The organism is Streptomyces sp. NBC_01217 (assembly GCF_035994185.1).
Classification (GTDB): Bacteria; Actinomycetota; Actinomycetes; order Streptomycetales; family Streptomycetaceae; genus Streptomyces.
Map to the genome: position 1 here is coordinate 58,859 of NZ_CP108538.1, position 15,152 is coordinate 74,010.

The following is a 15,152-nucleotide window of genomic DNA, read 5'->3' on the forward strand; positions in this document are numbered from 1 at the left end:
CGCTCCCCCTCCCCCCGGTGATCGCCACCGGAACTCGGGACGGGTGGATCGCCCTCGGTGTGGTCCGGGTCAGTTACCGACGCGGGGTGGGGTGCTGGTGCCGTACAGGCGCTGCGCGTGGTCGGCGTAGGCGCGCTGTGCCGAGTCGGTCAGGACCAGGCGGGCGGGTTCGGGCACGTCGGCGAGCAGATCCTCGAACACTTCGGGGTCGGCCTCGTACATCGCCATGCCGAGGGCCAGCGGCATGGTCTCCGGGGGAGTCTTCGCCATTCCGTGCGCACCGAGTTGCTTCCACTCGGCCGCGGTGACGTACTGCCCGGCGAGGGGAAGGATCTCCTTCTCTTCCAGCATCAGGTGCTCCACCAGCGCCGACAGCAACCGCTCGATGGCACCGGCGAGTCGCTCGCCCTGCTGCGCCGTGGCACGCCACTGCGGCAGGAGTTCGGTCACCTCTGTGTAATGCCGCTCAATGGCGCCGTGCTGCTCCTCCATCGTGGGCACGATCGCCGCTGCCTTGTCGCCCGCACGCTCGAGCAGGAGCGGCCAGAGCAGCAGGTCCTCGCCCTCGTGGTGCAGGTGCAGCAGGAAACAGATGTGGTCGGCGTGAGCCCCGACGGCTTTCGCGCGCTCGACATCGCTCGGCTTCACGTCCCGCACCAACTGCGGAAGCAGGCGGAACTCCCGGCGCAACATGGCGTGTGCCATGTACATGTCTCTGACATCCGCCATGGGCTCATCGGGTCGGGTCACTTGCAACCTCACTCATCGTTGAAACCGCTATCAAGGCGGCTGTCGGCGTGGCCGTCTCAGATGGAACGACCAGGTCAGGGGTGCTGGGCTCGAGGGAGGTGGGGGTGCTCTGCGCGCCAGGCGCTGCAGTGGCCACCGTAAGGAAGCGCCACTTGCGTGCTTCGCCGGAGGTCTCACGGTGTGCCGGTGCTGCACTTCCCGCCGGCTCTGCCCTGCCGAAGGCGGCTTGCGCCTCATGTAAGGTACCGTACAGCGTGTGCGTACGCACGCAAATGTGTATGCTAGTGCAGCTCACCACGGTGTCCACAGTGACGCGCGAACCTGGACCAACGATGCAGCGCGTGAGCCTGACGGCCTGCCACCAGGAAATGGGCACACTGACTGGAAAATGACACCACCGCACCGCAAGTTCAAGAAGAACGTCCCGGGCCGGTAGGGGCCCACGGGTCCGAATCTTGTGGATCGGGACAGGAACGGCCTCCCGGCCGATCCTAGGACTTTCAGGGCCACCCGAAATGCTCGTCGCATGCTCCTGGCATCGATAGCCTGCATTGCGTGGGGGCCGACAACCCGCCTCGGGCTGCGATCCGGGCTCTTCTGTATGGCGGTAGCATTATGGCCGCCAAAGTAAAGACGAGGACTCTGAATGACGCACAAATTACGGACCTGACGGCGGGATTGCCACTTTATCCGCGATCGCCGCTGGTAGCGCTCGCCGGATTCGGTAGTCCTGCTCCGGACCCGGGTCTGCGCTTTCCTACCCGTCACCGTCCTTCGTAGCGTTGTCCTCCCCACCATTCCCGGGCCTCACATGCCCACGAGGAAGTCGCCGCCCGAACCGGGTCGTCCACCCCTACACACAGGGGCGGGGCGCGCTCGCCACTTCCACTCGGAGGACGGCCACACACATTACCGGCTGCCTTCCGCCCTGCCGCCCCCATCCGTCTCTGATCGAGGATGTGATGGCGGAGCAAGGCGAACTCGGCTGGGCCGTGCATCTGCCGCCCGACGCTACGGATCAATACTCCTGGACGCGTTCGCCGCGGGCTGACGGCGAACGGCCCACTGTCGGCTGGGCAGCTTGATCCTGCCTCCGGCCGAAGGAGGCCGAACGTGTTCCCCAGGGTGCTAGGTAGCCCCTGTTGTTGTTCATCCGTACGCGTGTACTGCGGTCGAGGAAGCGTCTCCCCAAGGCCCGGACCGGGCAAGCGTGCACTACATGTAGGAAAACAAGAATGAGCCTTTCCGTCCCGCTTGACGGGTCCGGCCGCCTTTTGCCAGCCCATACGCTTGACAACGTTGCCTGGGCGGCGCTCACCGGGCCTCACGCGGCCTTCGCGCAGAGACGGGGGAGCGCTGCCCGCTATGCGCGGGAGGTCTCTCCGTTCGCTGCTCTGGCCGATCCGGATGATCCTGGAGCCTGGGAGGACCTCGCGGGCCTGTTCGAGTCGGGGGAAGAAACGTTTCTTCCCGGCATCACGCACGCTCCCGCCGGGTGGACCGTTTCCAAGGCGATCCCAGGCGTCGAAATGGTAGGCGCCTCCGTCCGTGCGGAGACGGATCCGGAGGCCGTGCGACTCGGCCCGGCCGATGTGCCGGACATGCTCGACCTGGTGGCGCGGGCGCAACCGGGTCCTTTCCGCGAGAAGACGGTGACACTGGGGGCGTATTTCGGGTTCAGGTGGGAGGGCAGACTCGTCGCGATGGCCGGCGAGAGGCTGCATGCCCCGGGCTGGACCGAGATCAGCGCCGTGTGCACGGACCCGGACTTCCGTGGCCAGGGACTGGCAGGCCGGCTGGTGCGCACGGTCGCCGCCCACATACACGAGCGAGGTGACACGTCGTATCTGCAGGCCGCCGCAGCCAATTGCGCAGCGATCCGGCTTTACGAATCGCTGGGGTTCGCACTTCGTCGTCACACCCAGTTGACGGCGGTCAGGGCGCCGTGATGTGCGAAAAACCCGAGTGGAGCGGTTGCGGACCGTTTACCGCCTCCGCAGTCGGGCGGTTTGTGTCCCTCCCCTCGTAGCGTGGAGTCCGTGATTGCAGGGGAAGTCGGGGTTCATGGGGTCCAAGCAACGGACGTACACGCCCGAGTTTCGTGAGGGTGCTGTACGCATTGTGATCGAGACGGGCAGGCCGATCCCGGAGGTCGCCGAGGAACCCGGCGTCCACTCCGGCACGCTGCACAGCTGGGTGTCGCGGTGGCGGCGCAACGGGTCGGCGTCGTCCGACCGGCCGGCCGAGCCCGCGCCGGGTGGCCGGATCCGCGAGGCCGAGCGGGCCGAGCTGGAGCGGCTGCGGCGGGAGATGAGCGAGAAGAACAAGCGGATACGCGAGCTGGAGATGGAGCGTGATGTCCTCAAGCGATGCATGGTCCTCTGGGTGAAGTGACCGGGACGGACCCGGCCGCCCTGGCCGTCGGGCGCCTGCGCTCGGACCGGGTCATGCTCCGCGACCCAGGCCCGGTCCGCCCCGGGCCGAGGGGCGGGCGGCCCCGTCGGCACGGCGGCGTCCTCACCTTCGCCAAGCCCGACAGCTGGCACCAGCCCGACGTCACCACCAGCACGGACACCACCCACTACGGCAAGGCCGAGGCGATGGCCTGGGACCGGATGCACCCCAGACTCACCCACCGCGGCCCGTGGCTGGACCACGCCGAGGAGGAACTGCCCGTCCTGCACGGCACGCTGGTGCGGCTACAGGTCGAGCGCGGGTCTGTACGCCCACCGGTGTAATTGATGATCATGGAAGAGACATCAAGTGACTGACACCGTGACCGAGTTCGTGGCCGCCACTGACCAGGCGGATCCGTCGCCGGGGGCTGCGACGGTCGAGCAGAAACTGATCGACCAGCTCGTCGAGCAGGCCCGCAGCAAGGGGCTGCAGCTGACCGGCGAGGGCGGACTGCTGCAGCAGCTGACCAAGACGGTTCTGGAGTCCGCCCTGGAGGGCGAGATCACCGACCATCTCGGCTATGACAAGCACGACCCGGCGGGCAAGGACGGCGGCAACTCCCGTAACGGCACCCGGTCCAAGACGGTGCTGACAGACATCGGGCCGGTCGAGATCGACGTGCTTCGCGACCGGGAGGGCTCCTTCGAGCCGGCCATCGTCAAGAAGCGGCAGCGCCGGCTGACCGGCGTGGACGAGATGGTGCTCTCGCTGTCGGCGAAGGGCCTCGCGCACGGGGAGATCTCCGCGCACCTGGCCGAGGTCTACGGCGCGGACGTGTCCAAGACGACCATCAGCACGATCACCGACAAGGTGATGGACGGCATGGCGGAATGGCAGAACCGTCCGCTCGACCGCCCGGAGCTGATCGCCATCGCAACCGCCTGGACCGCCGGGCCGGGCATGGGGTCTTAGCCAGGGGGCTTGGGCCAGGTATGTTGTGTCTCACTCCGTAATGTGACCGGCGCGTAGCGAAGTTCGCAAGCCAACATCGGGTTAATTCTCATCACCGGATGAACGATCCGCCACGGCCGTCGCTTAACATCATTTTCCCGAGTCAAGTGTTCTGGCGCTCGGCGGGTGCATCACGCCTACCCGGTACGGGGCTTCCGCAGTGGCGGGCATTCAGCGCTTCTCGCGCAGGGCCGGTGCGCCGGTCTCCAGGCAACAGTCAAGGAAGGCGGGGCGCCATGGCGGCGACCGACGGCGGGGATATCGGTTTCAAGGGCTCGGACGGCGTCCTGTACCAGACGACGCCCGAGGACCTGAAGGTCAAGGCGGGGGACATCCGCACCACCGAACAGACCGTCCAGGCGGAACTCGACGCACTGAAGAGCTACGTCGTCGGCCTGGAGGCGAAGTGGAAGGGTGTCGCCTCCAGCACCTTCCAGGAGCTCATGAAGGAGTGGGACACGTACGCGGCGCAATTGCAGAACGCGCTTCTCGCCATCGCGAACGGCCTGGACTCCACCGCGGACAACTACTTGGGCTCCGAGCACTCGAACCTGAAGAACCTCAGCGCCGTGAACCTGCCGAAGGCGAACCTGGTTTGACGGCGATGCGCGCCGGCCTGCGCGCACGCACGCAGCACGGAACACATTTCTCGTCGGAGGAACCGAAATGCCCGATATTGAAAGCATGCCCATCTATGTCGGTCAGGACCTGGAGACTGCGGGGCATGACCTCAACGCCTCGGCCGAGCACATCATGGGCGAACTGCACGCCCTGCGGGCCCGGATCCGGTCGCTGATCGACACATGGAACGCCCAGTCCGCAGGCGAGTACCAGATGCGCATGCACGAGTGGGACATGGCCGCCGTCGGCCTCTTCGGCAGCGAGGAGGAGGACGGCGTGCTCGGCGAGATCGCCCATGTGATGCGCGTGAACTGGGGCAATTATGCCGGGGCCGAGGAAGCGAACATCAAGACGTGGAACGCCACGCACTGACCCCCGACAGAGCCGGCTCATGCCGACGTGTGACAAGGACGACGCCCAGTGGAGAATGAACGCTGCCATGTGACCGTGGTGGGAGCGCGGCGGCGGGTGGACCTCGCGGTGCCCGCGCACGCGGCCATCGCCGAGTACACCCCGACCTTGCTCGGACTCGTGGGTCAGGTGGAGTTTGACGAAACCTTTCCTCCGGTCTGGTCGCTGGCCCTGCCCGGCGCCCCGCCGTTCTCGCCGGAGGCCTCCCTGCGGGAGTCCGGCGTCGCGGACGGCGCCACGCTGTACCTGCGGGACGCTGCCGTGGGGGAGTTCGACGAGCCCGTGGTCACCGACCTCGAGGAGTCGGTCGGGAAGGTCGGCGACGACGTCGCCGTGTGGGGTTGGCGGCCGCGTGCCTACACCACCCTGGTCCTCGGCATCCTGACCCTCATCGCGGGGTTCGTGACGCTGACCTGGTCGGACGTCGGCGCCACCATCCGGCCGGCCACCGGCGTCGGCGCGATGGTCGTCGCGTTCTCGCTGACCCTGCTGACCTGGCACGCCACCCGCCAGCGCTGGTCGCTCCCGCTGGGCCTGCGGCTGATCATCGCGTACTCGGCCGTTCCGCTGCTCGCTGTGGCCGCCGCCTCCGTACCGGTGGCGACGGTGAACACCGGTTCCATGTTGCTGGCGTTGAGTGTCGGGGGCGTGATCGGCGCGCTCGCCGGCCTGCTGGCCGTCCGCCACGCGACGACGCTGATGGCAGTGGCGATCACCGTCCTTGCCCTCGTACTGACCGCGAGCCTGACCCTCGGCCAGGTCACGTTGCTGGAGGCCTCCGCCGTGGTGGCCATCACGATGATGGCCGTGCTCGGCGCCGCCCCCAAGGCCGCCGGGCACTTCGCGGTCCTGGCCGGGCCGGACTCCGGCGGCGCGGACGCCTACGCCGACGAGGCCGGCGTGCTGCACCTGGTGAAGCGGGGACAGCGGCTGCTTATCGGAACGAACACCCTGGGATCCCTCGTCGTCGCCGCGTGTCTGATGGTCCTGGGCTCCGCGCACCAGTCCTTCGCGGTGGCCCTGACCGGCTGCCTCGGCCTCACGCTCATCCTGCGGGCGGGGCGGCTGACCATAGCTGCGGCGGTCGTCCCCTTGGTGGCCGCGGGAACGATCGGCCTGGCGACCGCAGTGATCAAGGCCCCGGGCAACTTCGGCGCACCGATCTGGACCGGTCCCGTCGCGCTGCTCGGCGCGGCCGTGCTCGCCCTGGCCTTCGGCCTGAGCAGGGTGTTCCGCGCGGACGCCACCGAGGAACGCCCCTCCTGGATCGACCCGCTCGCCGGGTTCTTCCTGGTGATCTCCGTGCCGCTCGCGGTGGGTGTCTTCGGCGTCTACACGTCGCTGCTGCACTCGGGACAGACGCCGTGACGGGTTCGGGGAACGGAGTGCGGCACCGGTGAAGCGCAACGCGCTGCGGGTGGCGGACCGAGGCTGGGGCACCTACCGCACCGTCACGGCCGCCGTCCGGGCAGCCGGTGAGGGCACGGTGATCCACGTCCAGCCGGGGGTCTACCGCGAGTCCCTGGTCCTGGACCGCGACGTCACCGTCGTCGCGGAGAAGGGCCCCGGCACGGTGCGCATCGTGGCCGCGCACGGCCCCGCCGCCAGTGTGAGCGGCGGCGCGCCCGTGCTGCGAGAGCTGACGCTCGAGGGCGGTACGGACCGCGAAGGACCAGCGGTGCTCGTCGGCGGCGGCGCGCCGGTGCTCGACCACTGCGCGGTGTCCGGCGGCCGGGTCGAAGTCACCCGCGACGCCGCCGAACTGCGCTCGTGCACCATCGAGGACACCGAAGGCCCCGGTGTCCACATCACCGGAACCGCGGCCGCGGTCCTCGAGGACTGCGTGATCCGGTCGACGGCCGGGCACGGCATGACGCTGAGCGACGCCGCCCGGGTGGAGATGCGCCGCACCACCGTCGAACGGGTCGCCGGGTGCGGCATCGTGTTGACCGGGGAGTCCCGGGGCACCTTCGACGACTGCACGATCCGGCACGTCGGCGACGCGGCGCTGCTGGTGCAGACCCCGGCGCGCCCCCTGCTGCGCGGCTGTCGGCTGCATGACACGAAGGCCCAGGGGGTGCGGATCGCCGACGCCCCCCGCGCCGCGGCCGCCGCCTCGGAATCCGCCGCCGAGGGGGACGCCGCAGCGGCCGGCCGCGAGGACCTGCGGATCCGGCTGGAGAAGTGCGAGATCTTCCGGACCGGGCGAGAAGGCGTACTGGCGGGCGGCGCCGCCGAGCTCCGGATACACGACTGCCACATCCGGGAGACGGGCGGAGCGGGGGTGATCGTCATGGGCACCGGCCGGGTGGAGCTCGACCAGACACGCGTGGTCGATGTGCCCGGGACCGGCCTGGCCGCCGTGGAGGGCGCCGATTTGCAGGTGCACCGCGGCACCGTGGCCCGTACCGGGGCCAACGGCGTGCACGCGACGGACCGCTGCACTGTCCGGCTCACCGAGTGCGAGATCTCCACCACCGCGTACACGGCCCTGCACTTCGCCGGAAGCGCCCGCGTGGAACTGCGTTCCTGCACGGTGCGGGACAGCGCGCAGCACGCGGTGCGGGTGGAGGGTGCGGCGGACTTCACCGCCGAGGACACCCGGGTGGAGCGGGCGCGGATGACGGGCGTCGACATCAAGGACGCCGACGCGGTGCTGCGCCGGTGCGTGATCAGCGAGACGGAGACCGGCATCCGCCTGGACAGCCGGCACCGGCCACTGCTGGAGGGCTGCGAGGTGCTCCGGCCCTCGAAGACGGGCATCGAGATCGCCGCCGGTACCGGCGCGGTGGTGCTCGGCGGGCGGGTCGACGGCTCGGGGTCGGCCGGAGTCTTCCTCGACGAGCGCAGTGAGCCCTGGATCGAGGAACTGACCATAGCCGACGCCAAGGGCAGCGGACTGGTGATCTGGACCGGGGCCAAGCCCCGGGTGCGGTCGGTGACGATCGCGGGCGCCGCGAAGAACGGCGTATACGTGGGCGACGGCGCCGAGGGGCTGCTGGAGGACTGCGCGGTCTCCGCCACCGGCTATCCGGCGGTGCACGTGGGGGCGAAGGCCTCCCCCGTGCTGCGCCGGTGCCTGGTGCACGACACGGACGAGGACCTGTCGCAGGCCGACGACGCGGCGGCCCGTTTCGAGCAGTGCCGCAGCAGCAACGTCAAGTCCGCCACCATGCCGACGGCCGACAAGGGCGAAGTGGCCGCCGCGGTGGGCGCGGTGGGTGCCGCGCGCGGCGCGGCCGGCGGGCAGGCCGCCGAGGTAAGCGTCCAGGAGCGGGTCGGCGAGGACCGGTTGCCGGAGCTGCTGGCCGAACTCGAGCGGCTGGTGGGTCTGGAGGGCGTCAAGCGCGAAGTGGCCTCCATGGCCAAGCTGATGCAGATGGTCAAGCGACGTCAGGAGGCGGGGCTGCAGCCTCCGCCGCTGAGCCGACACCTGATCTTCGCCGGCAACCCGGGCACCGGCAAGACGACGGTGGCGCGGCTCTACGGTCGCCTGCTCGCGGCGCTCGGGCTGCTGGCCAGTGGACACCTGGTGGAGGCCGACCGCAGCGCGCTGGTGGGCGAGTACGTCGGCCACACCGGGCCGAAGACCACCGCGGTCTTCCGGCAGGCGCTGGGCGGCGTGCTGTTCATCGACGAGGCGTACGCCCTGGCACCGGCGGGGCAGAGCAACGACTTCGGGCAGGAGGCCGTCTCCACCCTGGTGAAGCTGATGGAGGACCACCGCGACGACGTGGTGGTGATCGCGGCCGGCTACCCGGAGGACATGGAGCGCTTCATCGACTCCAACCCTGGTCTGGCCTCACGCTTCACCCGCACACTGCGCTTCGACGACTACGCGTCGACGGACCTGGTGCGGATCGTGGAACACCAGGCGTCCCAGCACGAGTACCGGCTCGGCGAGGAGACGGCGGCGGCGCTGCTGACCCACTTCGACTCCATCGAGCGGACGGAGCGTTTCGGCAACGGGCGCACCGCCCGCCAGGCCTTCCAGCAGATGACCGAGCGGCACGCCATGCGGGTGGCCGACCTGGCCGAGGTCGGCGACGAGGACCTGACGGTGCTGCTGCCGGCCGACGTGCCCACGGTGGTGGCCTGATGGCCCGGCACCGCGGGCACGCGGCGCCCTGCTCAGCCGGTGACGGAGCCCGGAGGTTCGGGGAAGCGCGAGGCCCGGTCGACACGGGCGTAGGACTGGCCCGCGTTGTTGATCATGGCGATGAAGTTGCCGAGCAGCTCCAGGGAGTTGCTCTGCATGGCCAGGGCCTTCTGCATCGCCGGGTTGATGTGCCGGGCGAACTCCTCGCCGATCTCGGCGAGCGTGCGCTGGTCGTTGTCGTCGCTCTCCTGCGGCGACGGGGACCAGCCGGTCCCCCCGGGGGTCTGGCCGCCCGTGTACTGACCCGAGGAGATGGGCGGGGGCGGGGCGGCGGGGCCCCAGAACTGCCCGTGCACAGCGCCGTCGACCTTCTGGCGCAGCGCCTCGTAGTTGAAGACTGCGTTGCGGCTCTGGGCCAGCAGGGTGTTCTCGGTCGCACGTACCGTGCCCGCGTCGAAGCGGATCGGGCCGCTGTCGACCACGTCGCTCGCCGACTGGCCGCCGGTCTGGCCGCCCGGGTCGACGTTGAAGCTGGGCGGAGTGTCCCAACCGACCGACATGGTGGGGACGGTATTGCCGAGGTCCTTTCCGGCGTCGGGGTCGTCGCCGTCGCCCGCTCCGGTGGAGCCGGAGTGGTTCTGCTGGGGATTAGGCATTCTCTTCTCCCGTATGCGCGTCCGCCGGCCGGACAGGGCCGGCGCTCCGGTCGGCAGTTGCCGACGCGTATCAGTTTGTCATACCGAAGTCCGGCCAAGAAAAAATCGAGCCGGGACTTCGAGAGCGGAGATCCGCGGCCTGCGGCCGGCGGGCAACGTAAAAGGAGCATGACTCATGGCGACGCCGACAGGGGACACTGCCGCATTGACCGCGTCACTTCGAACGGGGGCCCTCGAAGCGGAACCGCTCGCTCGTGCGGTGCGGCAACCCGCCGAGGTCGGCGGAAAGGTGCTGGTCGCGAAAGAGAAGGGCTCGGGCGGCAGTCGCAATAATTCAGGTGGCCAAGGCGGCACGATGTCCCCGGGCGAGTTCCAGGTCGCGCTGGGCGAACTCAGGCGTGCGATCGGTGTCGTACGGGGGGAGAGCGAGCAGATATCGGGCCTGATCGGCCAGATCGAGAACCATTTCGAGGCGGCCCACACCTCCTGGCAGAGTCCTTCCGCGTCGTCGTTCGAGGTGATGTCGAGCTGGTTCGCGAGGGCCTCTCGCGAACTGGAGGCACTACTGCGGGACATGGCGAGCCGCATGCAGACCGCCTATGACAACTACGCAGCCGCCGAGCACGCCAACACCCAGAATTCCGGAGGCTGACCATGCCCGAGAGCGTCGACTACGACATCAGCTCGATAAAGATCGACCCGCAGACGCTCGGCGCGGAGGGCGGCAGTCTGATGTCGCTCGCCAACGAGATCGGTGAAGCGATCGTGCGGATCAACAACACCGCCGCCGCCCTGAAATTGGGGTGGGTGGCGCCCAGCGCCGATGAGGCGCATGAATTCGGCGAACGCTGGACACGGGTGATGCGGCAGATGTTCGGCGAGAAGGACGGCCAGATCGGCGTCCTTCCCGCCCTCGCCGGAGGAATCCTCGGAACGGCCGTCGGATTCAGCCACCTGGAACTCGAGCTGGAATCCGCATTCGTCAATTTCTCCAATGAGCTCGCGGTTCCGTCCGGTGGCGACACCGGCCCGTCGGACCACACCGGACCCGGCTTCCCCATCACTCAGGACTTCCCGAACTAAATGACCAGGACAGATTTCCACCGCCCGGCCAGGACGTTCCCGCCGTCGGTCCCGGACCAGCAGATCTCGCTGGCGCCGCCGCCGCAGAAGGTCGCACAGAACCAGGCCCAGACCTGGCTGTACATGCTGCTGCCGCTCCTCAGCAGCGTCAGCATGGCCGCCTACATGGTCACCTTCGGCCGACCATGGATGATCATGCTCGGCATCGGCTTCGTCGTCGTCTCCATCGGTGTCACCGTCCTGGTCAGGATGCAGACCAAGAACGCCGGTCGACGCACGCAGTTCCGCCAGCGCGACCGGTACGTCGAATACCTCGGCGACATCCGACGCCAGGCACGGGAGTCGGCGGCCGCGCAGCGCGCCGTCGGCGCCTTCGTGCACCCGAGCCCCCAGCGGCTGTGGGCGATCGCCACCACCGGTCCGCGCCGCGTCTGGGAGCGCAGGCCCACCGACGCGGACTTCCTGAAGCTGCGGCTGGGGATCGGCAGCGGCACGCCGGCGATGCGTATCGCCCTGAGCAGGCACAGCGACCCCACGACGGAGCACGATCCCGAGGCGCACCGCCGCGCCGAGAAGCTCGCCCGCGACTTCGAGACCGTCGGCCTGCAGCCGGCCTGGGTCGATCTGGCGAACACCGGTGTCCTGAGCGTGCTCGGACCCGAGGAGCGCACCGCGGAGCAGGTCAGATCCATGCTGCTGCAGATCGCCGTCCTGCACGCCCCCGACGACGTCCAGATAGCCGCCCTCACCGCGGGCGAGGACCCCTCCTGGGGGTGGGTGAAGTGGCTGCCGCACGCTCGCCAGCCGGGCCGCGGGGACTCCGTCCCCATGGTGGCGGAGAGCATGGACGGCATCGCCGACCTGCTCCAGTCCCATGTCGACCGCGTGCGCGAGGAACGCGCGGAGCGCGCCGGCTCACTGGGCGTGCGGCGCGAGACCAGGGTCTCCCGCCATCTCGTGGTGGTGCTCGACGGGTTCCGGCCGAACGCGGAATGGGCGCGACTGCCGCTGGTGGCCGATCTGCTGACCGAGGCCGGCCCGGAGAGCGGTCTGCACGTGGTGTGCCTGGTCACGAAGGAGAGCGAGGAGCCCAGCCGGGTCGACGCGCGCGCCCGGGTGGACGCCGACGGGACCCTCACCCTGGAGACCCGATACCCCGCCCTGGTCCAGTCGGTCCGGGACGCGGTCGCCGACGAGTGCCCGCCGCGGCTCGGCGAGCAGACGGCCCGGGCGCTGGCGCCACTGCGGCTGTCCGGCGAGCAGGAGCAGGTCCTCGCCCGCACCGTCGCCCTGCCCGAGATGCTGGGCGTGGCGGATCTCGGCTCGTTCGACCCCACCGAGCTGTGGCGGGAGCCCGAGGACGAGGCGCTGATGCGGCTGCCGATCGGCTTCACCGGCGACGGCGCCCCGCTGGTGCTGGATCTCAAGGAGTCCGCGCTGGGCGGCGTCGGGCCGCACGGCCTGGTCGTCGGCGCGACCGGTTCCGGCAAGAGCGAACTGCTGCGCACCCTCGTGACGGGTCTGACCATGACCCACGCCCCGGAGCACCTGAGTTTCGTCCTGGTCGACTTCAAGGGCGGCGCCACCTTCGCCGGCGTCACCGAACTGCCGCACGTGGCGGGCCTGATCACCAACCTCGCCGACGACCTGGCGATGGTGGACCGGGTCCGCACTGCGCTGCAGGGCGAGCAGCAGCGTCGTCAGCAGATGCTGCGCAGCGCCGGCAACGTGGACTCGGTCCGCGAGTACCAGATCCTGCAGGCGAGCGGCGGCACCGACCTGGACGGCAGGCCGCTGGAGCCGATGCCGTACCTGATGATCGTCGTCGACGAGTTCGGTGAGCTCCTCGCCCAGCGGCCCGATTTCATCGAGCTCTTCGTCCAGATCGGACGAGTCGGCCGAAGCCTGGGCATGCACCTGCTGCTGGCCACCCAGCGGCTCGAAGAGGGCCGCCTGCGCGGCCTGGAGTCACACCTGTCGTACCGCATCTGTCTGCGCACCTTCAGCGCACAGGAGAGCCGGGCCGTGATCGGGACGCCCGACGCCTACCGGCTCCCCTCGATCCCCGGCTCCGCGTACCTGAAGGTCGACGAGTCCCTCTACGAACGCTTCCGCGTCGCCCACATATCCGGCGCCTACCAGGAGGAGGACGAGCGGGAGCCGGTGACGGGACCGCCCCCGGCCCCGGTGCCGTTCCGCATGCGCACCGCCGAGGACGCCCAGGCCGAGGAGACCGACGACGCCGAGCCCTCGGTGACGCTCTCCCGGCCGCTACCCGGTCGGCGCACCGAGATGCAGGTGGCCGTGGAGCGGGTGAGGGCGCACGGCAATCCCGTGCACCAGGTGTGGTTGCCACCGCTGCCCGCGATGGCGGAACTCGACTCGATGCTGGGTCCCGTCGGCACCGAGGGCGAGCGCGGGTTCCACGCCGTGATGTGGCCCCAGGGCGGCGGCCTCTCCTTCCCGATCGGCGTGGTGGACCTGCCCGCCCGCCAGGAGCAGCGCCCCTTGCTCCTGGACCTGTCCGGCCAGCAGGGGCACCTGATCCTGGTGGGCGCGCCGCAGTCCGGCAAGAGCACCCTCCTGCGCTCGCTCATGGTGAGCGCGATGCTCACCCACACCCCCGACGAACTGCAGTTCCTGGGGATCGACTTCGGCGGCGGCAGCCTCATCGGCCTGGAGCGGGCACCGCACGTCTCCGGCATCACGACCCGGCACGACGAGGCGCGCACCCGGCGGGCTCTCTCGGTGGTCCGCCAGCTGGTGAACGACCGGGAGCGGCTCTTTCAGGAACTGCGGATCGACTCCGCGGCGGACTTCCGCCGGCTCCGTGACGAGAAGTCCCTGCCCGACGGTGTCAACGCCGCCGACATCGTCCTCGTCGTCGACAACTGGGCCGCCCTGCGGGGGGCCATGGACGAGGCCGAGGAGGTCATCCCCGACATCGCGGTGCGAGGCCTCAACGTGGGTGTGCATTTGGTGCTCAGCGCCAACCGCTGGGCCGAACTGCGGGCCAACCTGCGCGACACCATCACCGGCCGTCTGGAGCTGCGCCTCGCCGAGCCCGCCGAGTCGGAGATCTCCCGGCCGCTGGCCAGACAGCTGCGCGCGTTCGTGCCCGGCCGCGGCCTCGCGGCGCCCGGCAACTTCTTCCAGGCGGCGCTGCCGCGCCTGGACGGTTCGGCGTCCACCGACAATCTCACCAAGGCCCAGGAAGTCGTGGTCGACGAGCTGGTCGCGGGCTGGAAGGGCGCTGTCGCCCCGCCGCTGCGGGTGCTCGCCGAACTGATCACGCCGGAGGAGCTGGACGGGGCCTGCCAGGCCCTTCCCGGCGGGGTCGAGGCGCTGCCCGCGGGCGCCGTGCCGATCGGGATCAGGGAGTTCGACCTGGCTCCCGCGGCCCTCGATCTGGACGCCGACGGACCGCACTTCCTGGTCTACGGCGACTCCGGCTCGGGCAAGACCTCGTTCTTGCGCTCGTGGATGCGCGCGGTGACCAAGCGCCGGTCGGCCTGGGACGCGCGCTTCATCGTCATCGACTACCGGCGCGGACTGCTCGGCGCGGTGCCCGAGGACTACGTCGGCGCGGTGGCCGGGGATCCGGACGCCGCCGCCGTCTACGTGGCACAGGTCGTGGAGAAGCTCAAGGAGCGGATGCCTCCCCCCGGCATCACCCCGCGCGAGCTGAAGGAGCGCGACTGGTGGGCCGGGCCCGAGCTGTACCTGGTCGTGGACGACTACGACCTGGTGGCCTCGGGCGGGGCGACCGGACGCGGACCGTTGGCAGCGGTGGGCGACTACATCACCCAGGCCGCCGAGATCGGCTTCCACGTGGTGCTCGCCCGCAGGAACGGCGGGATGAGCCGCTCGATGGCCGACCCGGTGGCCGGCCGGATCCGCGAACTCGGCTCCGCCGGGCTGCTGCTGTCCGGCGATCCCCGTGAGGGAGCGGTGCTGCAGGACCAGCGGGCGCGGCGCCTCCCGCCCGGCCGGGGCATCCTCGTCTCCCGCCGCAGCGGCGCCTCCCTCGTCCAGACCGTGCACGACGCGGCCGACGACTAGCCACCCGTACCGGCTGACGCCACCCGAAGCTCATGACCGGCGGGCGGTCCCCGCCCGGACCG

Annotated in this window: 12 protein-coding genes and 1 pseudogene; 11 read left to right on the plus strand and 2 right to left on the minus strand. The window is 69.9% G+C overall.

From position 1 onward, the window contains the following. Positions 1–69 precede the first annotated feature (69 nt). The gene (locus OG507_RS00285; protein ID WP_327365071.1) at positions 70–729 is read right to left on the minus strand and encodes a hemerythrin domain-containing protein; all 660 of its coding nucleotides are present in this window, start codon (positions 727–729) and stop codon (positions 70–72) included. 1,256 nt (positions 730–1,985) lie between these two features. Between OG507_RS00285 and OG507_RS00290 the strand changes: the two genes are divergently transcribed. The 8 genes and pseudogenes from OG507_RS00290 (at position 1,986) to OG507_RS00325 (ending at position 9,289) form a co-directional block, all read left to right on the plus strand. Next, positions 1,986–2,699 carry a GNAT family N-acetyltransferase gene (locus tag OG507_RS00290; RefSeq protein WP_327365072.1) on the plus strand — a complete coding sequence of 238 codons (714 nt, stop codon included), beginning with the start codon at positions 1,986–1,988 and terminating at the stop codon, positions 2,697–2,699. Positions 2,700–2,814: 115 nt separating this feature from the next. After that, the gene (locus OG507_RS00295; protein ID WP_327365073.1) at positions 2,815–3,144 is read left to right on the plus strand and encodes a transposase; all 330 of its coding nucleotides are present in this window, start codon (positions 2,815–2,817) and stop codon (positions 3,142–3,144) included. Then, positions 3,141–3,488, plus strand: coding sequence for a transposase (locus OG507_RS00300; protein ID WP_442810911.1), 348 nt, complete (start codon positions 3,141–3,143; stop codon positions 3,486–3,488). Before OG507_RS00295 ends, OG507_RS00300 begins: the two co-directional genes overlap by 4 nt. A gap of 106 nt (positions 3,489–3,594) precedes the next feature. Then, positions 3,595–4,059 (plus strand): annotated as a pseudogene (locus tag OG507_RS00305) (transposase); the annotation flags it as partial. 335 nt (positions 4,060–4,394) lie between these two features. Then, complete coding sequence (locus tag OG507_RS00310; protein WP_327365074.1) at positions 4,395–4,757, plus strand: WXG100 family type VII secretion target; 363 nt, start codon at positions 4,395–4,397, stop codon at positions 4,755–4,757. A gap of 85 nt (positions 4,758–4,842) precedes the next feature. Then, on the plus strand, positions 4,843–5,151 hold the full coding sequence (locus tag OG507_RS00315) for a WXG100 family type VII secretion target (protein ID WP_327365075.1): 309 nt from the start codon (positions 4,843–4,845) through the stop codon (positions 5,149–5,151). A gap of 48 nt (positions 5,152–5,199) precedes the next feature. Continuing rightward, positions 5,200–6,558 (plus strand): type VII secretion integral membrane protein EccD, encoded by a 1,359-nt coding sequence (gene eccD, locus OG507_RS00320; RefSeq protein WP_327365076.1) that lies wholly within the window; start codon positions 5,200–5,202, stop codon positions 6,556–6,558. Positions 6,559–6,586: 28 nt separating this feature from the next. Continuing rightward, complete coding sequence (locus OG507_RS00325; protein WP_327365077.1) at positions 6,587–9,289, plus strand: right-handed parallel beta-helix repeat-containing protein; 2,703 nt, start codon at positions 6,587–6,589, stop codon at positions 9,287–9,289. Between the two features lie 32 nt (positions 9,290–9,321). Here the strand turns inward: OG507_RS00325 and OG507_RS00330 are convergent, their stop codons facing one another. Further along, positions 9,322–9,945, minus strand: coding sequence for a hypothetical protein (locus tag OG507_RS00330; protein ID WP_327365078.1), 624 nt, complete (start codon positions 9,943–9,945; stop codon positions 9,322–9,324). Positions 9,946–10,120: 175 nt separating this feature from the next. On the opposite strand from OG507_RS00330, the gene OG507_RS00335 reads away from it, so the two are divergent. The 3 genes from OG507_RS00335 to eccCa are packed head-to-tail and all read left to right on the plus strand — an operon-like array spanning position 10,121 to position 15,090. Next, a complete protein-coding gene (locus tag OG507_RS00335) occupies positions 10,121–10,597 on the plus strand; it encodes a WXG100 family type VII secretion target (RefSeq protein ID WP_327365079.1) in 477 nt (158 codons plus the stop codon). Positions 10,598–10,599: 2 nt separating this feature from the next. Further along, positions 10,600–11,028, plus strand: coding sequence for a WXG100 family type VII secretion target (locus OG507_RS00340; protein ID WP_327365080.1), 429 nt, complete (start codon positions 10,600–10,602; stop codon positions 11,026–11,028). Next, a complete protein-coding gene (gene eccCa / locus OG507_RS00345) occupies positions 11,029–15,090 on the plus strand; it encodes a type VII secretion protein EccCa (RefSeq protein WP_327365081.1) in 4,062 nt (1,353 codons plus the stop codon). Positions 15,091–15,152 lie beyond the last annotated feature (62 nt).